Origin of the sequence: Micromonospora arida, from assembly GCF_042873195.1 — a bacterium.
GTDB lineage: Bacteria > Actinomycetota > Actinomycetes > Mycobacteriales > Micromonosporaceae > Micromonospora > Micromonospora arida.
Genome location: NZ_JBIALC010000013.1, coordinates 121,982 through 139,814, shown reverse-complemented (window position 1 = coordinate 139,814; position 17,833 = coordinate 121,982). Strand labels below are relative to the sequence as shown.

The 17,833-nt window shown below is 73.3% G+C and carries 16 protein-coding genes; 11 read left to right on the top strand and 5 right to left on the bottom strand.

Annotated elements, in window-relative coordinates:
- Positions 1 to 32: 32 nt before the first annotated feature.
- Both ACFYP0_RS28615 and ACFYP0_RS28610 read right to left on the bottom strand, forming a co-directional pair.
- Positions 33 to 830 (bottom strand): SDR family oxidoreductase, encoded by a 798-nt coding sequence (locus tag ACFYP0_RS28615; protein WP_355495011.1) that lies wholly within the window; start codon positions 828 to 830, stop codon positions 33 to 35.
- Between the two features lie 39 nt (positions 831 to 869).
- The gene (locus tag ACFYP0_RS28610) at positions 870 to 1,544 is read right to left on the bottom strand and encodes an isochorismatase family protein (protein ID WP_386998233.1); all 675 of its coding nucleotides are present in this window, start codon (positions 1,542 to 1,544) and stop codon (positions 870 to 872) included.
- Positions 1,545 to 1,767: 223 nt separating this feature from the next.
- Here ACFYP0_RS28610 and ACFYP0_RS28605 point away from each other — a divergent pair, with 223 nt between their 5' ends.
- The gene (locus ACFYP0_RS28605) at positions 1,768 to 2,634 is read left to right on the top strand and encodes a DUF4437 domain-containing protein (protein WP_272612333.1); all 867 of its coding nucleotides are present in this window, start codon (positions 1,768 to 1,770) and stop codon (positions 2,632 to 2,634) included.
- Positions 2,635 to 2,688: 54 nt separating this feature from the next.
- Here ACFYP0_RS28605 and ACFYP0_RS28600 read toward each other — a convergent pair whose 3' ends face one another.
- On the bottom strand, positions 2,689 to 4,110 hold the full coding sequence (locus ACFYP0_RS28600; RefSeq protein WP_386998230.1) for a dihydroorotase: 1,422 nt from the start codon (positions 4,108 to 4,110) through the stop codon (positions 2,689 to 2,691).
- A gap of 110 nt (positions 4,111 to 4,220) precedes the next feature.
- Here ACFYP0_RS28600 and ACFYP0_RS28595 point away from each other — a divergent pair, with 110 nt between their 5' ends.
- Genes ACFYP0_RS28595 through ACFYP0_RS28585 form a run of 3 tightly spaced genes read left to right on the top strand, consistent with a single transcriptional unit; the run spans position 4,221 to position 7,735 of the window.
- Complete coding sequence (locus ACFYP0_RS28595) at positions 4,221 to 5,426, top strand: CaiB/BaiF CoA transferase family protein (protein WP_124853801.1); 1,206 nt, start codon at positions 4,221 to 4,223, stop codon at positions 5,424 to 5,426.
- Positions 5,427 to 6,269 (top strand): cyclase family protein, encoded by an 843-nt coding sequence (locus tag ACFYP0_RS28590; RefSeq protein ID WP_386998228.1) that lies wholly within the window; start codon positions 5,427 to 5,429, stop codon positions 6,267 to 6,269.
- The gene (locus ACFYP0_RS28585; protein WP_386998226.1) at positions 6,266 to 7,735 is read left to right on the top strand and encodes an MmgE/PrpD family protein; all 1,470 of its coding nucleotides are present in this window, start codon (positions 6,266 to 6,268) and stop codon (positions 7,733 to 7,735) included. Before ACFYP0_RS28590 ends, ACFYP0_RS28585 begins: the two co-directional genes overlap by 4 nt.
- A gap of 73 nt (positions 7,736 to 7,808) precedes the next feature.
- Here ACFYP0_RS28585 and ACFYP0_RS28580 read toward each other — a convergent pair whose 3' ends face one another.
- Positions 7,809 to 8,651, bottom strand: coding sequence for an HpcH/HpaI aldolase/citrate lyase family protein (locus ACFYP0_RS28580; RefSeq protein ID WP_386998224.1), 843 nt, complete (start codon positions 8,649 to 8,651; stop codon positions 7,809 to 7,811).
- Between the two features lie 102 nt (positions 8,652 to 8,753).
- Here ACFYP0_RS28580 and ACFYP0_RS28575 point away from each other — a divergent pair, with 102 nt between their 5' ends.
- A complete protein-coding gene (locus ACFYP0_RS28575) occupies positions 8,754 to 9,461 on the top strand; it encodes a hypothetical protein (protein ID WP_210924488.1) in 708 nt (235 codons plus the stop codon).
- Positions 9,462 to 9,475: 14 nt separating this feature from the next.
- Here the strand turns inward: ACFYP0_RS28575 and ACFYP0_RS28570 are convergent, their stop codons facing one another.
- Positions 9,476 to 10,294, bottom strand: coding sequence for an IclR family transcriptional regulator (locus tag ACFYP0_RS28570; protein WP_357006530.1), 819 nt, complete (start codon positions 10,292 to 10,294; stop codon positions 9,476 to 9,478).
- A 206-nt stretch (positions 10,295 to 10,500) separates the two neighbouring features.
- On the opposite strand from ACFYP0_RS28570, the gene ACFYP0_RS28565 reads away from it, so the two are divergent.
- Genes ACFYP0_RS28565 through ACFYP0_RS28540 form a run of 6 tightly spaced genes read left to right on the top strand, consistent with a single transcriptional unit; the run spans position 10,501 to position 17,818 of the window.
- Entirely contained in the window at positions 10,501 to 11,454 is a 954-nt protein-coding gene (locus ACFYP0_RS28565; RefSeq protein ID WP_386998221.1) for a flavin reductase, read from the top strand.
- A gap of 5 nt (positions 11,455 to 11,459) precedes the next feature.
- The gene (locus ACFYP0_RS28560) at positions 11,460 to 12,737 is read left to right on the top strand and encodes an acyl-CoA dehydrogenase family protein (RefSeq protein WP_386998218.1); all 1,278 of its coding nucleotides are present in this window, start codon (positions 11,460 to 11,462) and stop codon (positions 12,735 to 12,737) included.
- Entirely contained in the window at positions 12,734 to 14,227 is a 1,494-nt protein-coding gene (locus tag ACFYP0_RS28555; RefSeq protein ID WP_386998216.1) for an aldehyde dehydrogenase family protein, read from the top strand. Before ACFYP0_RS28560 ends, ACFYP0_RS28555 begins: the two co-directional genes overlap by 4 nt.
- Complete coding sequence (locus ACFYP0_RS28550; RefSeq protein WP_386998215.1) at positions 14,224 to 15,147, top strand: isocitrate lyase/PEP mutase family protein; 924 nt, start codon at positions 14,224 to 14,226, stop codon at positions 15,145 to 15,147. The genes ACFYP0_RS28555 and ACFYP0_RS28550 overlap by 4 nt, the downstream gene beginning before the upstream one ends.
- Entirely contained in the window at positions 15,147 to 16,352 is a 1,206-nt protein-coding gene (locus ACFYP0_RS28545) for an FAD-dependent oxidoreductase (RefSeq protein ID WP_386998213.1), read from the top strand. The genes ACFYP0_RS28550 and ACFYP0_RS28545 overlap by 1 nt, the downstream gene beginning before the upstream one ends.
- Entirely contained in the window at positions 16,349 to 17,818 is a 1,470-nt protein-coding gene (locus ACFYP0_RS28540) for an aldehyde dehydrogenase family protein (protein WP_386998211.1), read from the top strand. The genes ACFYP0_RS28545 and ACFYP0_RS28540 overlap by 4 nt, the downstream gene beginning before the upstream one ends.
- Positions 17,819 to 17,833: the final 15 nt, after the last annotated feature.

Below are 17,833 nucleotides of genomic sequence, written 5' to 3'. Positions count from 1 at the left end.
CCCTGAGTCATTGATGTGCATGACGGCCCCGGTCAGAGCCCGTAGCGGGCGAGCACGTCCCGCTTGCCGGGAATGAGAAACTTGCGGGTCATCCGGCCGGTGGTGAGCCACGCGATCGCGTCGCCGTTCCTGGTGCTCGCCAGCATCCGCTCGACCAGGTATGGCGCGACGTCGTCGACGTGGTCGCAGAGGATGTTCAGCTGCCGGCGCTGCCGCGCCACCTGCTCCGGCGCGACGGCGGCCTCGCGCAGCCACCCCTCGGTGATGAGGATGCCGGGGCGGATCTGGCCGATCCGCACGCCGGTACCGGTGACCTCCTTGGCCAGTGCCCGGGTGAAGGAGTCCAGACCGCGCTTGGTGGCCGCGTAGACCCCCATCCCGGGGCGGATCCGGCCGTCGCTGCCGCCGCCGAGCACGTTGAAGACTTGGCCGCCGCCTGCGGTGAGCATGCCGCGGACGGCGACCTGCGACCCGTACACGGTGCCGAGCATGTTCGTGGTGACCATCGTCCGGACGTCCTCCGGCGTGGTGTCGACGATCGGCCGGGTGGTGTTGGCGACACCGGCGTTGTTGATCCACAGGTCGACGCCGCCCAGCGCGTCGACCGCGGCGCTCCACATCCGCTCGACCTGCTCGGCGTCGGTGACGTCCCCGGCGAAACCGTGGACGGCGGCACCTGCGCCGGCCTGTGGGCGCAGCCGCGCGACGGCGTCGTCCACGGCCGTCCGCGAACGCCCCGAGACGACGACGGAGTGGCCCCGCGAGAGCAGCTCGCGGGCGAGCGCGAAGCCGATCCCCCTGGTGCTGCCGGTGATGACTGCCTTACGCATGACTGCTCCTGCCCACTCAAGTCGGGAGAACGGGTCCGGTCAGTGGTCGGCCAACCGGGCGACCGCGTCGGCCAGCGGCACCACGTCGGCATACTTGGCGTCGAGGTCGAAGAGGTTGGCCTCGTGCGGGCCGGGATCGCGGTCGGCGCACGCCTCGCGCACCACCATCGGGCGGAACCCGTGTTGCAGGGCGTCCACCGCCGACGCGCGGACGCAGCCGCTGGTGGAGAAGCCGCCGAGCACCACCGTGTCGACGCCGGCCGCGGTGAGCCAGGCGGCCAGGGCGGTTCCGGCGAAGGCGCTGGCGTAGTGCTTGTACACGATGTGATCGCCCGGGGCAGGCGTGACCTGGGTCGGGAAGTCGCCGAGTGGGTTGCCGGCGGCGAACGCGGTCAGCGCCGGCACCTTCGCGGCGAACAGCGGCGCTTCGGCGCAGGACTCGTCGGCGTACCGCACCGCGGTGAAAGCCACCGGAACCCGGGCCGCGCGGGCCGCCGCCGCCAGCGCGGCCATCGCGGCCAGCGCGGCCTCCGCGGTGGCCAGGAACAGCGGCGACGAGGGTACGGCGTACGCGGCGACGGGGTCGACAAGCACGAGCGCGGGCCGGGTGCCCCAGCCGAGCCGGCGGGCGAACCCGGCACCGGCGTAGTCGGCATCGAGCCTGCCACCGCGCGCGGTACCGCCGGGGGTGGCGGACAGCTCGGCACCATTCATTCGACGCATCGTATGCGCTGGATACATCGTTTCGCTAGGGGGAACATTGCAGGACGACGGGCTTGCCGTGCCCGTGGAAACAGTGTTTCCATTGCAGCCATGCTGGTCCCGGACGGCGCCGATCTCACCATCGCCGGCTGCCGGGCGCCCTGCACCTCCGGCTGGGGGCACCGCCCGCAAACGCCGCCGGGAAGACCCTGAAACGCGAAGTGAGGAGCAGCGGGTGCGAGCGCACGTCGAACTGATTCACGAGAATGACTACATCTGGCACGTCGGGGAGCTGCCGCACGGCGAGGGCGGGGTCCACGAACGCCGGCTCTCCACAGACGAGGAGGACGGATCGTCCTCGCTGGCGCTGCGGTTCGACAGCGACTGGGGGCGCGGGCCGGGCGTGCCGCACGCCGACACCGAGTTCTTCGTGCGGTCCGGCTCGCTGATCTACGGCGGTCAGGAGATCGGCCCGGGCGGCTATCTTCAGGTGCCCAGGGGCGTACCGATGGACTGGATCAAGATCCGCGAAGGCTCGTCGGTGCTGCACTGGCGCGAGTACGGCGACTGCGGTTTCGACGTCGGGAAGGCACAGTGGAGCCCGGCCTCAGCGCGGTGGGAGACCGCCGTCGGCGAGGTGACGGTGGTGGATTCCAACGACATGGAGTGGACCGCCGCCCCGACGGTCGGGCCGATCACCCCGCTCTACATCAAGCTGCTGCACCGCGACCCGGTGACCAACTTCTACACCCGCCTGATCCGGGCCCACAAGGGCTGGAGCGACCACCGGCTGGCCCACCACCCCTGCTACGAGGAGTTCTACACGCTCGGCGGGAAGATGGCGTACAACTTCGGCGACATCGACGAGGGCACCTACTGCTTCCGGCCGGCCGGGGTGAAGCACGGCCACTTCGTCGCCGAGACCGACATCGACTGGATCATCCGTTCGGACGGCGAGCTGATCAACTGGTACACCACCGATGAGTGGGTCAAGTGGGGCGGCACGGCGACCAACTACCACGAGCACGACGAGGCGCCGGTCATCTCCACCCTGCCGGTGCGGTCCCGTTCGCGCGGCCCCTGGTCCGGCGACGGGATGTGATGGCGACGGGTGTGACGCGGCCACGACCACCGCCGCGTCACACCCCGGTCACACCTAGCGGGTGACGTACATTCCCTGCGGCTCTCCGGTGACCGCGCCCTCGCGGTATGCGACGTGCCCGCGGACCACCGTCGCGACCGGCCAGCCGCGGACCTTGCGCCCCTCGAACGGACAGTGGTCCTGCCCGGACAGCAGCAGGTCGGTCGTCACCTCCCGCTCCAGGTCAGGGTCGACGATCGCGAGGTCGGCGTCCGCGCCCACCACGAGGTTGCCCTTGCGCCCCCACAGGCCGTACGCCCGCGCGGGGTTCGCCGAGGCCAGCTCCGCGATCCGGGCCGGCGACAGCCCACGCTTGTGCATCCCCTCGCTGATCAGCAGCGGGTAGAGCAGCGCGGTGCCGCCGAAGCCGGGCAGGGCCGGCCAGAGCGCGTCGCCCTTGTGCTCCTCGGTGCAGCACGCGTGGTCGGAGGCCACCCAGTCGACCGAACCGTCGAGCACGCCGGCCCACAGCGCCTCGGTGTCGGCCACCGTGCGGATCGGGGGGTTCACCTTGCCGCCCAGCCCGGTCAGCGCGTCGTAGGACAGGCAGAGGTGGTGCAGTGTGACCTCGGCCCGGATGTCGGCGCCGGGCAGCGCGGCGCGGGCCGCCCGGGCCGCGTCCAGCGCGTCGGCCGAGGACAGGTGCAGCAGGTTGACCGGGCAGCCGGTGGCGCCAGCCAGGGTGGTGGCCTCGCCGATGGCGACCCGCTCGGTGAGCGGCGGGCGGGCGTCGGAGTATGCCTTGAGGGTCTGCGGGTCACCGGCCCCCCGGACCCGGTCGATGAACAGCCGCATCAGCTCGGACTGCTCGCAGTGCAGCGACAGCGACACGCGCCGGTCCGGGCCGTTGGCCGCCGCGACCGCCTCCATGATCTGGTAGAGGTGCCCCAGGTCGTATTCGTCGCTCATCGTGAAGGACTTGGCGTCGCGGGAGTCCGCGCTGAGGTTGAAGCCCTTGTAGAACATGTAGTACTTGAACGACGACACCCCGTGCTCGCCGACCAGTGTCGGCACCTCGCCGACCTGTGCGGTGTCCATCGGCGCGAGGTGGAACCCGTAGTCGGTGTAGGCGCGCCCACCCACGGCCGCGAGCACCTCCGGGAAGATGTCGGCGTACGCGCCGGTGCGGTTGAGGTAGTGCTGCCCGGTCCGGAAGTAGGACAGCACCGTGGTCGCCCCGCCGACCAGGGAGGATCGGGTCTCCTCGGCGGCGTCCTCGGCGAGCGACCGGTAGATGCCCAGGTGGTAGTGCGCGTCCACCGCGCCGGGGAAGACCAGCCTGGCGTTGGCGTCGAGCACCTCGGCGGCGTCGGCCGGGTCGAGGTCGGCCCCGATGGCGGCGATCCGGCCGTCACGGGTGGCGAGATCAGCCCGGACCGTTCCCACGTACGGCAGCACCAGCATGCCGCCCTTGACCAGCAGGTCGTAACGCGCCACCGCGTACCCCCTTCATCGTCTGCGTTTCGGACAATGTAACGGGGTTTCCATTGCTGAGAAAGGGCGGTTAGATTGACGTCCCAACCTCGGTCGGTCCCAGTGGAGGTCCCGTGCCCGGTGCACTGAACGGCATCACGGTGGTGGACGCCTCGACGCTCTTCGCCGGTCCCCTGGCCGCCACCATCCTGGGCGACTACGGCGCCGAGGTCATCAAGATCGAGCATCCGGTCAAGGGTGACCCCGCCCGGGGCCACGGCCCGGCCAAGGACGGCGTGCCGCTGTGGTGGACCATGCTCGGCCGCAACAAGCAGACGGTCACGCTCGACCTCGGCCGGCCCGCGGGCGCCGCGCTGGCCCGCCGGTTACTCGCCGAGGCCGACGTGCTGATCGAGAACTTCCGGCCCGGCACGTTGGAGCGCTGGGGCCTGGCCCCGGATTCGCTGCAGGAGCACAACCCGGGGCTGGTCGTCGCCCGGGTCACCGCGTTCGGTCAGCACGGGCCGTACCGTGACCGGCCCGGCTTCGGCACCCTGGCCGAGGCGATGAGTGGCTTCGCGGCCATCACCGGTCAACCGGACGCTCCACCCACACTGCCGCCGTTCGGGCTCGCCGACGGCATCGCCGCGCTCACCTGCGCCCAGGCCGTCATGACAGCGCTCTACCACCGCGACGCCGGGCGACCCGCCGGTACCGGCCCCGGACAGGTCATCGACCTGGCGATCATCGAGCCGCTGGTCACCGTGCTCGGCATGCAGGCGATGGCGTACGACCAGCTCGGCACTGTGCAGCAGCGCAGCGGCAACCGGTCGGTCAACAACGCCCCGCGCAACACCTACCGCACCCGCGACGGCCGCTGGGTGGCGATCTCCACCAGCGCCCAGGCGATCGCCGAACGGGTGCTGCGGCTCGTCGGGCACCCCGAGGTGATCGACGAACCGTGGTTCGCCAACGGCGTCACCCGGGCACAGCACGCCGACGAGCTCGACGGCTACGTCGGGGGCTGGGTCGCCGAGCGGGATCTCGCCGAGGTGGTCGCCGAGTTCGAGGCGGCCCAGGCTGCGGTGGCCCCGATCTACGACATCGCCGACGTCTTCGCCGACCCGCAGTACCAGGCCCTGGACACCGTGACCACGGTGGAGGATCCGGTGCTCGGTCCGCTGCGGATGCCCAATGTGCTGTACCGAATGTCCGCGACACCCGGTGCCATCGCGTGGACCGGGCGTCCGCGCGGCGCCGACAACCAGTCCGTGTACGGCGACCGGCTCGGCCTCAGCGCCGACGAGCTCGCCGACCTGCAGTCGAGAGGCGTGATCTGAGTGGGCCCACGCACCGGTGCACCGCAACCCGACCTCGACCCCGGCGTCACCGCGCTGTGGCCGGCGCTGGTCGGGGCCCGGGTCATCGACCTGGCCCAGCCGATGCGCCAGGGAATGCCCCAGTCACCGAACCACCCGCCGTTCCGGATGGTGATCGAGCGCCGCCACGGCGACCTGGTGCGCGCCGACGGCGGCAGCGCCGCCAACGAGGTCATCATCACCGGCGGGCACGTCGGGACCCACGTCGACGCGCTGGCCCACGTCTCGCAGGACGGACTCGTGCACTCCGGCCGGCCGGCCGCGGCAGCGCAGTCCCACAAAGGCTTCGCGGAGCTGGGCATCGAGACGTTCGACCCGTACGTCGGACGGGCCGTGCTGCTCGACGTCGCCGCCGTGCACTCCACCGCCGTGCTGCCGGCAGGTTACGAGATCACGCCGGACGACCTGGAGCGGGCCGCCGGGAACACCCGGATCGCACCGGGCGACGCGGTCCTGATCGGCACCGGCTGGTCACGGCGGTGGGGCGACGGAGCGGCGTTCGTCGGGCTCGCCGACGGCGTACCCGGCCCCGGGGTGGCCGCCGCGCGCTGGCTCGCCGAGCGCGCGCCCAGGGTGGTCGGTGGCGAGACGATCGCCTTCGAGCACCTCGCGCCCGGACGCGGGCACGCCACCCTGCCGGTGCACCGGATCCTGTTGGTGGAGCACGGGATCAACATCGTGGAGACGATGAACCTGGCCGCGCTGCTGGACACCGGGGTCCGGGAGTTCCTGTTCGTGCTCAACCCGCTGCCCATCGTCGGAGCCACCGGCGCCCCGGTCCGCCCGCTGGCGGTTCTGCCGTGACGGCGGGCGGAGGTACGAACGGGACCACGGCCGCGCCGGGCGACCAGCCCACGCTCAGCGCCCGGCTGGCGCGCTTCGCGGTCGACTGTCGTGACCAGGGAGTACCGGACGCCGTCCGCGCCGACATCCCCGGCCGGGTGCTGGACATCCTGGGGCTGGCCCTGGCCGCGCACGCCGACCCGGGGGCCGACGCCGCGGCGGCCGCGCTGCGCTCCGTGCGGCGCTGGGGCGGCATCGGCGAGGCCACCGTCATCGGCTCCGGCGATCGTCTGCCCGCCCCGGCCGCCGCTCTGGTCAACGGGGTACTGGCCCACTCGCTGGACTTCGACGACACGCACCTGCCCTCGGTGCTGCACCCGAGCGCCAGCGTCGTGCCGGCCGCGCTCGCCGCCGCGGAGGCGGTCGAGACCGGTGCGGCCGCCGGCGGCGCGGCCCTGGTCGCGGCGGTGGCCGCCGGGATCGAGATCACCAACCGGCTCGGCATGGCCGGCTACCTGCCCGCAACAGGGGTCAACGTCTTCTTCGAGCGGGGCCAGCACGCCACCTCGATCTGCGGCACGATCGGCGCGGCCGTCGCGGCCGGCCTGCTCTACGGCCTGGACGACGTGGGCATCGGCCATGCCATCGGGATCGCCGCGAGCATGGGCGCCGGCATCCTGGAGGCCAACCGCACCGGCGGCTCGGTCAAACAGGCCCACTGCGGCTGGGCCGCCCACGCCGGGGTGAGCGCGGCGGTGCTGGCGGCCGACGGGCTGACCGGCCCGCCGACCGTGCTGGAGGGGCGGTTCGGCTTCTTCACCGCGCACACCGGCGACTTCACCGCCGACGCGCTGCTGCGCGGGCTGGGCACCGACTGGGAGGTGCTACGCACGGTCTACAAGCCGTACCCGTCGAACCACTTCACCCACCCCGGCGTCGACTGCGCCCTGGCGCTGCGGGCTGGCGGGCTCGACCCGGCCGACGTCGCCGAGATCGAGCTGGGGGTGGCCGCCCCGGTGCTGCGTACCATCGCCGAACCCACTGCCGAGAAGACCCGCCCGCGCAGCGCGTACCACGCGAAGTTCTCCGGCCCGTACACGATCGCGGCGGCGCTGCTCGGCGGTGGTGGCCTGGGGTTGTCGCTCGACGACTTCGCCGGCGAACTGCCGGCCGACCGGCTGGCGCTGGCGGCCCGGGTCCGGTGCGTGGCCGACCCCCGGGCGTCGGAGCTGTTCCCGCGTGCGTTCGCGGCGGTGCTGCGGGTGCGGACCCGCGGCGGCGCCCTCCTGGAGCACCGGGTCGACTCGTCGCGCGGCGGACCGCAGCATCCGTTGAGCGCGGCCGATCTGGCGACGAAGTTCCAGCTCAACGCCGAGCGGGCGGTTCCACCGGCGCAGATCGCCGCGCTGCGCGACGCCGTGCTCGGCGCCACGGGTGCCGGGGTGACGCCATCGGCGCTACTCGCGCTGACCGCCCCGGCTCGCTGAGGGCGGTCCCGGGCAGCCGTGCCCACCGCAGCGGCCGCGCGTGCCGGCAGATGCCCGGGTCCTGGGCGGGCGTCTACACGGCCAGGGCGAGCAGGCGTCGGGCGGAGCGGACCACCGCCTCGTCCACCAGCCGGCCCTGTGCGTCGAGGCAGACTGCCACGCCGTCGCGGACCGCCGCGTCGAAGCGGGCCACCAGGTCCGCCGCCGTCGCCACCTCGTCGGGTGCGGGGGTGAACACCTCGTTCACCACCGCGACCTGCGCCGGGTGGATACAGGCCCGGCCGACGAAGCCGAGTCGCCGCAGCGCCGTCGTCGACTCGCGCAGCGCGACCAGGTCCCGGAAGTCGGTGCTGACCGGCCCCACCGGAGGCTCGATGCCGACCGCCGCGCTGGCCAGCACCACCTGCGAGCGGACGAAGAGCAGTTCCCGCTCGTCCGGCCCGAGCGTGACACCGAGGTCGGCGCGCAGGTCCGCCTCGCCGAGTTGCAGCCGCCGTACCCGGGGTGCGCGGGCGATGTCGAGGACCGCGACCACGGCCGCCGCCGACTCCAGCAGCGGCACCACGGGGGTCGTGCCCACCGGCGACCCGGCCGCCGACTCGGCCGCGCCGAGCACCTCGTCCAAGGCGACCAGTTCGGCGGCGGACTCAGCCTTCGCCACACAGAGCCCGGCGAGCCCCGGCCCCACGACGGTCGCCGCGTCGATGTGGCCCAACCGGCCCGGGTTGATCCGCACCCACCAGGCGACCCCGGGTGGTGCGGAGCGCAGGAAGGCGGCGACCGCCGAGCGGGCGGCGTCCTTGCCGGCCTGCGGCACCGCGTCCTCCAGGTCGACGATCACCGCGTCCGCGCCGCGCCCCGCCGCCTTGGCCAGCTTGTCGGGCGCGTCCCCGGGCACGTACAGGTACGACCTCAACGGCTTCGGGCCCTTCCGCTCGACAATGCTCCGGCGATGCGGCCATTGTTTCGACTACGAATACAGTGTTTCCATTAGTGGTCGAGACGTCAAGGAGGCCCCATGGGACCGCACCCGCACGGCTGGTGGATTCTGCTGCACATCGTGCTCTTCGTCTTCTGGCTGGGCGGAGATCTCGGGGTCTTCTGGTCGAGCCGGTTCGTCCTCAAGCCCGACCTCACTCCGGCCGCCCGAGCCACCGCGCTGAAGATCATGGGCGGGCTCGACCTCGGGCCCAAGATCTGCCTGGTGCTCTTCCTGCCCAGCGGCGTCACGCTGATGGCGCTGGACCCGCACGGCGCGCGGGTCTTCGGGATCAACCCGTTCGGCTGGCCGATCGTCGCACTGGTCTGGGTGTTCGCGGCGGCGTGGCTGGCCGCCACGATCTCCGACCACCACCGCCCGGGCCACCGTCGGTGGGTACGCCGGGCGGACTGGACCGTCCGGATCGTGCTGATCGCCGGCCTGGCCGGGACCGCGCTCTACACGCTCTTCGCCGCCGCACCGTTCGGCGTGGACACCAACCCGAGGTGGCTGGGCGGCAAGATCCTGCTCTACAGCATCGCGATCGCCTGCGGACTGGGCATCCGGCTCACCCTGCGCCCGTTCGGGCCGGCTTTCGGCGCGCTGATGACGACCGGCTCCACGCCGGAGGTGGAGCACGCGATGCGGCGGGCGATCGACGGCTGCCTACCCTACGTGTGGGGCATCTGGGGCAGCGTGCTGGCGGCCGCGGCGCTCGGCGTGCTGAAGCCGCTCGCGGCGCTGTGACCCGGACAGGTCGGTCAGGCGCCGCTGTAGCCGAGCTGAGCGGAGATCCGGGCGGTCGCCTTCAGCAGCGACTTCGCCAGCTCGGGCGAGTCCGGCTTGAACCGCCCCACCGGCCCGGCCACGCTGACGACCGCCACCACGTGCCCGTCGTGGTCGTAGACCGGTGCGGCGATCGACGTGGCGCCGGGCTGGCGTTCGCCGCGCGAGGTGGCGTAGCCGCGCTTACGGATGGCGGCCAACTCCTTGCGCAGCTTCGCCGGGTCGGTGATGGTGCGGTCGGTGATCTCGTCGAGCCGGTGCCGTTCCAGGTAGACGTCGAGCTCGTCGTCGTCGACGAAGGCCAGGAACGCCTTGGACGAGCTGCCGGCATGCAGCGGGTACGGGATGCCGATGTTGACGTCCAGCCGCAGCTCGTGCTCAGGCACCACCTGGTCGACGTACAGCCGGGTGTCGCCCCGGCGCAGCGACAGCGTGGCGGTCTCGCCCGTCTCGGCCGCCAGCGCGCGCAGCTCCGGGCCGGCCATCGCGCGCAGGTCGGTGCGGGCCAGGTAGGCCCGGCCGAGCGTGACGGCCGCGTGGCCCAGTGCGTAGCGACGGGTGCTCGGGTCGACGGTGATCAGCTCCCGACTGCGCAGCGCCGTGAGGATACGGTGCACGGCGGCCTTGGTCAGGCCCAGCGCGGTCGCGATCTCGGTGACGCCCAGGTCCGGGCGCCCGCTGCGCCCGAAGTAGAGCAGCACGTCCATCGCCCTCTCGACGGCCGCGATCGAGCGGGACTGGCCGTCGCCGTCCTCCGCGGCCGGCGCCGTCGCCTCCGATGTCCGACTGGGCATGGTTGGGCCTCCACAGTGCTGTTCGTCCGTCCGTCTCCAGAGCAGTGTAGGGCGCTCGATTCCACCTAGCGAAACACCGTGTCCTGGGCGGGTCACCGATTTTCGGCGGCGAGGCGCCCGGACCGATCGGCGGTTGACACGGGCCACCACCCCTCGTTACGTTTCTGGTAACGACGTTTCCTCATGCGAAACGGAGAACTCCGCCAGTGTCGGTCGACAGCATCACGTTCCGCTCGGCTCTCGCCCAGTGGCCCAGTGGCGTCGGTGTCGTGACCACGGTCATCGACGGCCAGCGGCACGGCATGACCGCGAGCTCGTTCTCGTCGGTCAGCCTCAACCCGCCGCTGGTCTCCGTCTGCCTGGGCGTCCACCTTCCCAGTCACGCCCTGGTGGAGCGGGCCGGCGTCTTCGCGATCAGCTTTCTCGGCAAGGGCCAGGCCGGCATCGGCCAGCGCTTCGCCGGCATGCGTCCCGAGGTCACCGACCGCTTCGCCGGGCTGGAATGGGCGCACGCCGAGACCGGCTGCCCGGTCCTGGCCAACGCGACCGCCTGGCTGGACTGCCGGGTCGTGCACGCCTATCCCGGCGGCGACCACACGATCTTCGTCGGCGAGGTGCTCGCGGCCAGCACCCCCCGGGTCGGTGCCCCGCTGCTGTTCCACTCCAGCGCGTGGAGCCAGCTCGCCGACCCGCTGCCGGAGAAGATCGACATCGCGATCGGGGGCCGACTCTCCCGCCTGCGCGCGAACACCCTGGTGACGGCCGGCTTCACGGTGCGGGCAACCCCCGGCCCGATGATCGCCGACGCCTTCCGGCCCGGCGGCGAGGATGCCACCCTCGCCGAGCTGGACCAGTTGCTGCGTGCCGGGCACACCGCCGTCACCCTGGTCGAGAAGGCCGACGCCAGCCCGGTGCAGGTGCGGGCCGTGCTCGCCGACGCCACGGTACGCGCCCGCCGCGCCTCACTCCGGGTGCGGCTGCGTCCGCAGCGCGGGCTCGGCCTGGTCAACGCCATGGTCGCGATGAAGAGCGGCGTCACCGGCTTCGACACCACCCTCAGCGGTCGAGCGAGCGCCCTGCGCACCCGCGACCTGGTCTTTCTCGCCCGGCAACTCGGGGTGTCCTGTCCCCGGCTCCCCGCCAACAAACCAGAGGAGTGACCCACATGTCCACCGGCGGACGGCTCATCGACGACCTCACCCCGGCCGAGCAGGATCGCGCGGCCCGAGTGGAGAAGGTGCTGCCCGCGCTGCGGGCCGCCGCCGCGCAGGCCGACGCCGACGGGGTGTTCCCCGCCGCGCACGTCGCGCTGCTGCGCGATGCCGGGCTGCTCGGCCTGGTGGTTCCGCAGGAGTACGGCGGCCTCGGCGGCGGCCTGCGTGACCTCGCCGCCGCCACCTTCGCCATGGGCAGCGCGTGCCCGTCGACGGCGTTGGCCTTCTTCTTCCACAACACCAGCGCCTCCCGGGGCCTGCTGCCGCTGGAGGCGATCGAGCGCGGCCTCTTCGACGACGTCGACGTCCCCGCCGTGCGGGCCTTCGCCGAGAAGGTGCTGACCCGGATGGCTGGTGGGGTGTGGCTGGCCAACTTCGCCAGCGAGGCGGTGAAGAGTTCGTCGGCCAACATCGCCATCTCCACCACCGCCACGCCGGCGAGCCGCGACGGCGTCGACGGCTGGTCGCTCACCGGCGAGAAGTCGTTCGGCTGCGCCACCGGCGTCGCCGACACCTACCTGGTCACCGCCCGGCTCGCCGGGCACGAGACGGCGGACGGTCTGGCCCTGTTCCTGGTCCCCCGCGATGCCGTCGGGGTCGCCTCACGGCCGGCCTGGGACGGCATCGGCATGCGCGGCTCGGCCAACCACGGCATCAGGCTCGACGACGTCTTCATTCCGGCCGACGAGGCGCTCACCGTGCCCGGCGCGTTCGTGAAGATGTTGCAGTGCAGTCGGGGCAGCTTCGTCGGCAACCAGCTGGCCATCACCGCGGTCTACGTCGGTGCGGCGCAGAGTGTCTACGACGACACGCTCACCAGTCTCACCCGCAAGACCTTCGCCGACACCGGTCGGCCGATTGCGGAGAGCCCCATGCACCAGGTGATCATCGGCGACATGACGGAACGGTTGGAGACGGCGTACCTCTGGCTGCGCCGCCAGTTGCTGCTGGAGACCAGTGAGCCGCCGCTGCGCCCGCACGCCGAGGTCTACCGGCAGTGGCGGTTGGCCAAGGGCTCGATCTGCGAGGCGTGCTTCGACGTGGCGGTCGGCGCGCTCAAGGCGTCCGGCACGTCCGGTGCGACCATGAACGGGTCCGTCGGCCGGGCGCTGCGCGATCTGGCGATGGGACTGGTGATGACGTTCCCGCCGGAGCGCGGCCGGTTGGAGGCGGCCAGTTCGGTGACCAGCGACCGGTCCAACAACCTGTTCGCGGCGGTGGCCGGGTGACCCAGCCGGACCTGCCCGATCTCGCCGACCTGGTCGACGGGGTCTGGACGCCCAGCGACACACCGCTCGGGTTCGACCTGGAGGATCCGGCGACCGGGGCGGTGCGGCGACCCGCTGCCGGCACGCCGCCGCACCGGATCGAGGCCGCCGTCGCCGCCGCGTCGGCGGTGCACGAGGCCGGGAGCTGGGCCGCGCTACCGGCCCCTGATCGTGCCGACGTACTGGACGTCGTCGCCGAGGCGGTCGAGGGCGTCGCGGCCGAGATCTGCGCGCTGGAGTCGGCGACCACCGGCGTGCCGATCCGGCAGACCACACCGCTGGGCGTGATCCTCGGCGGCTCGTTCCGGCTGGCCGCCGCTCAGCTACGGCAGGGCCCGCAGAGCCAGGAGTTCCAGCGCGAGGACGGCCGGATCGCGTACGCCGAACGACTGCCCTGGGGTCCGGCCGCCTGTGTGGTGCCGTGGAACGCGCCAGCGCCGATGGCCGCGCACAAGGTCGCGAACGCGCTCGCCGCGGGCTGCCCCACGATCCTCAAGCCCAGCGAGTACGCCCCGCACGGCAGCCAACGGCTCGCCGCCGTCGTCGGGGCCACGCTCGCCGCCTCCGGCGTTCCTGCCGGGGTGTTCCAGCTCGTGCACGGCGGGGCCGAGGCCGGTGCCGCCCTGGTCGGCGATCCCCGGATCCGGGCGGTCTCCTTCACCGGCGGGCTCGCCGCCGGGCGGGCGGTCGCGGCGGCCTGCGCCTACGACATCAAGCCGGTGCAGCTCGAGCTCGGCGGCAACAACCCGCTGGTCGTGCTTCCCGACGCCGACGTCGCCGATGTCGCCCGGGCCGCGGTCGACCTGCTCAGCACCCTCAACGGGCAGTGGTGCCGGGCGCTGGGTCGGCTGATCGTGCCCGCCGACCGGCACGACGAGATCGTCACCGCGATCGCCGACCGGCTCGCCGGCCTGGTCGCCGGCGCGCCGTTGGACCCCGCGACCGACCTCGGTCCGCTGGTGCACTCCCGGCACGTGGCCCGGGTGGTGGCCGCCCGCGACGACCTGCTGGCCCACGGCGGAACCGCGGTCACCGGCACCACGCTGCCGGCGGCCGGGCCGCTGGCCGGCGGGAACTTCCTCGCCCCGACACTGGTCACCGGCGTCGCCGCCGCGCACACCGGCGACGAGATCTTCGGGCCCGTGGCAGCGGTGCACCCGTACGCCACCGTCGACGAGGCGGTGGCGCTGGCCAACGGCACGTCGTACGGGCTGGAGGCGTACGTGCTCGGCGCGGACGAGGAGGCCGCGCTGGCCGTGGCCCGCCGGATCCGGGCCGGTGAGGTCAAGGTCAACGGCTCCTCGGTGCTCAGCCTGCACCTGTTCAGCCCGCGCCCGGCGTTCGGGCTGTCCGGGTACGGCGAGGAGGGCACCGCCGAGACCCTGCGGTTCTTCACCAACCCGCGGGTCGTCGGCGTCGAGGGCGGCTTCGCGCTGCACGGCCGGTCATGACCCCGGGCGAGACCGCCCCGGCGCAGGCTTCGCCCCCGAACACGGCCGGCGGCGCGGTGACCGCACGCCCGGCCGACGTGCTGCGGGCGCTGCTGGGCGGCGCCTCGCCGGTGCACGCCCCCGGCGTACACGACCCGCTCACCGCCGCGCTGGCCGCCGGGGCCGGGCACCGCGTGGTGCACCTGTCCGGTGCGGTCTGCGCCGCGGTCGAGCTGGGCCTTCCCGATCTGGGATACCTGCACGGCACACACGTCGCGGAGCGGGCCGCGCGGCTGGTCCCGGCACTGGGCGGCGTGCCGCTGATCGCCGACGCGGACACCGGCTACGGCAATCCGCTGCACGCGGTGTGGACCGCCCAGCGGTACGCGGCGGCCGGAGTCGCCGGGCTGCACCTGGAGGACCAGGTCAGCCCGAAGCGCTGCGGCCACCTGGCCGGCAAGGAGCTGTTGGACATCGCGGGTGCGACGGCGAAGATCCGGGCGATCGCCGAGGCGGGCACCGGCCTGGTGCTGATCGCCCGCACCGACGCCTACTCGGTGGCCGGCCTCGACGAGGCGATCGAGCGGGCCGGCCGGTTCGCCGACGCCGGTGCCGACGCGGTCTTCCTGGAGGGTGTGGACACCGCCGAGGAGTTGGCGGCGGTGCGTACCGCGCTGCCCGGCGTACCCCTGGTGGTGAATCGCTCGGAGGCGGCTGGTGCGCGCGCCTTCCCGCCCGACGACGCGCTCGGCGCGCTCGGGGTCCGGGTCGTGCTGCACCCGGTCGCGCCGATGCTGGCCGCGCTGCGCGCGGCTGCCGCCGCCTACGCCGCGATCGGGCGGGACGGTCACGCCGACGCGGTGCCCCGGCTCGCCTGGTCGTCGTTCACCGCGTTGGTCGGCCAGGACGATGCGCTGACTCTCGATCGGAGATACGCCTGATGCACGTGCTGATCGCCGGAGCGGGGCCGGTCGGGCTGACCGCGGCGCTCGCGCTGGCCCGCCGGGGCTGCGAGGTGACCGTGCTGGAGGCCGGTGACGACCTCGCCGCCGAGTCCCGTGCCTCCACGTTCCACCCGCCGACGCTGGAGATGCTCGACGCGTTGGGGGTCGGCGCGGACCTGTTGGCGCGCGGGCTGGTGGCGCCGACGTTCGCCTACCGGGATCGCCGGGAGGGACTGATCGCGGAGCTGGACCTCTCGGTGCTCGCCGAGGACACCCCGTACCCCTACCGGGTGCAGTGCGAGCAGTCCAAGCTGTGCGTGATCCTGCTGGCCCACCTGGCGCGGCATGCGGCGGCGCGGGTCCACTTCGGCTGGCCGGTCGACTCGGTACGGCAGGCCGGGGATCGGGTCGACGACGGCGTGGTCGCGGTCGCCGAGGACGGCCGGGAAGTGACCGGGGACTGGCTGATCGCGGCCGACGGCGCCAGTTCGGCGGTACGGCGGGCGCTGGAGCTGCCGTTCGACGGGATCACCTATCCGGAACGGTTCCTGGTGGCTTCCACCGACGAGGACCTGCCGGCGTTGCTCGGCCCGTTGGCGTACGTCAACTACGTCTTCGACCCGGTCGAGTGGTCGGTGCTGCTGCGCACGCCGGACCACTGGCGGGTGCTGCTGCCCACCCCCGAGGACACCCCTGACGCGCACGAGCTGGGCCGGCTCGACGGGCGCCTGCGGGCCATCGCAGACCCGGGCCGGCCGTGGCGGGTGGCGCACGCCAGTTTGTACCGGGTGCACCAGCGGGTCGCCGCGACGTTCCGGCAGGGGCGGGTGCTGCTGGCCGGCGACGCCGCGCACGTCAACAACCCGCTCGGTGGGCTGGGTATGAACTCGGGCATCCACGACGCGGTCGCCTACGCGCAGGTGCTGGCCTCGGGCCGCCCGGCACCGGACGGCGGGGAGCTGGACCGGGCGGTGACGGCGGTGGCCGACGAGCGGCGCCGGATCGCACTGACCTACGTGCAGGAGGTCTCCGACCAGAACTACCGCCGGATGCGGGCCACCGATCCGCAGTTGCGGTCCGCGCATCTGGCCGGTCTGCGCGCGATGACCGAGGATCCGAAGGCGGCCCGCGCGTATCTGCTGCGCAGCTCGATGATCGCAGCCCTGCGGCCCGACGCCGGGCAGTCGGTGGCACGGGCATGACGACACCTGGTGTGGGCCGGCACGGCACGGTGATCGAGCGGGAGAACCCGTCCAGGACCAGCGAGTTGGTCGGCACGGTCGGTGTCGGCGGGCCTGAGCGGGTGGACGCCCTGGTCCGCCGGGCCGACGCCGCGCAGCGGAGCTGGGCGGCCATCGGCATCACGCGGCGGCTCACGGCGCTGGCCGCTGGCGCCGACGCGATCGCCCGGCGACTCGAACCCTTGGCCGAGTTGCTGGCCCGGGAGTCGGGCAAGGTGCTCGCCGACTGCCGTGGTGAGGTCGGGTTCGCCGGCACGTACCTGCGCTGGGTCGTCGAGCACGCCCCGGCGGCGTACGCGGATCGGGAGATCGACGACGCGGCCGGTCGGCTGCTGCGGCTGCCCCGGCCGTACGGTGTGGTCGCCGCGATCACGCCGTGGAACGCGCCGATCATCCTCACCCTGCTCAAGGTGGCCCCGGCCCTCGCCGCCGGCAACGCGATGGTGGTCAAGCCCTCGCCGCTGGCCCCGCTGGCGGTCTCGGAGGTGCTGCGCCTGCTCGCCGGGGCGCTGCCCGACGGGACGCTGGCGGTCGTCCACGGCGACGCCGCCGCCGGTGCGGCGTTGGTCGGGCACCCGCTGGTGCGCAAGGTGGCGTTCACCGGCGGCGGCGTGGCGGCCCGGCAGGTGGCGGCGACCGCTGCCACCCAGACCACACCGGTCGTGCTGGAGCTGGGCGGCAACGACGCGGCGATCTTCCTCCCGGACGCCAACCTGGGCACCGAGCCGATGCGCCGGCTGGTCCTGGCGAGTTTCGCCACCAGCGGCCAGGTGTGCATGGCTGCCAAGCGCCTGTACGTGCACCGCGGCCGCCGCGACGAGTTCGTGGCGGCGTACCGGGCCGCCGCGGCGGAGGTGCTGCGCGTCGGTGACGCGCTCACGCCGGGGGTGAGCATGGGCCCGGTCATCTCGGCCGGTGCCGTCGCCCGGATCGAGCGGATCGTCGCGGCGGCCGTCGCCCGGGGTGCCACGGCGCTGCCGCTGGGCACTGTCGACGGTGGCACCGACCTGGCCGGCGGGTACTTCGTGGCCCCGACGCTCGTGCTAAACGCACCGGACGACGCCGAGGTGATCACCGGGGAGCAGTTCGGGCCGACGGTGCCGCTGCTGCTCTACGACGACGAGGAGGAACTGCTGGCCCGGGTCAACGCCGACGAGCTGGGCCTTGGCGGCTCGGTCTGGTCGGCCGACGAGGAGCGGGCGTTCGCGCTGGCCCGTCGGGTCGAGGCGGGCTTCGTCTTCGTCAACACGCACAACCGCACCGGGCTGTCGCTGCGGGCGCCGTTCGGTGGGGTGAAGCGCTCCGGCTACGGCCGTGAGTACGCCGAGGAGGGGCTGGCCGAGTACGCGCAGACCTGCGTCGTGCACGCGCCCGGCCCGTTCCGGCCTGGTGGCGCCGGGCTGCCCGCCAACGCGTACCCGGGCTGAGGCCGGGCCGCGTCG

Coding starts and splice junctions, on each gene's coding strand:
- ACFYP0_RS28615 (WP_355495011.1), bottom strand. CDS start 830: ATGCGTAAGGCAGTCATCACCGGCAGCACCAGGGGGATCGGCTTCGCG.
- ACFYP0_RS28610 (WP_386998233.1), bottom strand. CDS start 1,544: ATGAATGGTGCCGAGCTGTCCGCCACCCCCGGCGGTACCGCGCGCGGT.
- ACFYP0_RS28575 (WP_210924488.1), top strand. CDS start 8,754: ATGGGACCGCACCCGCACGGCTGGTGGATTCTGCTGCACATCGTGCTC.
- ACFYP0_RS28570 (WP_357006530.1), bottom strand. CDS start 10,294: ATGCCCAGTCGGACATCGGAGGCGACGGCGCCGGCCGCGGAGGACGGC.
- ACFYP0_RS28560 (WP_386998218.1), top strand. CDS start 11,460: ATGTCCACCGGCGGACGGCTCATCGACGACCTCACCCCGGCCGAGCAG.
- ACFYP0_RS28550 (WP_386998215.1), top strand. CDS start 14,224: ATGACCCCGGGCGAGACCGCCCCGGCGCAGGCTTCGCCCCCGAACACG.
- ACFYP0_RS28545 (WP_386998213.1), top strand. CDS start 15,147: ATGCACGTGCTGATCGCCGGAGCGGGGCCGGTCGGGCTGACCGCGGCG.
- ACFYP0_RS28540 (WP_386998211.1), top strand. CDS start 16,349: ATGACGACACCTGGTGTGGGCCGGCACGGCACGGTGATCGAGCGGGAG.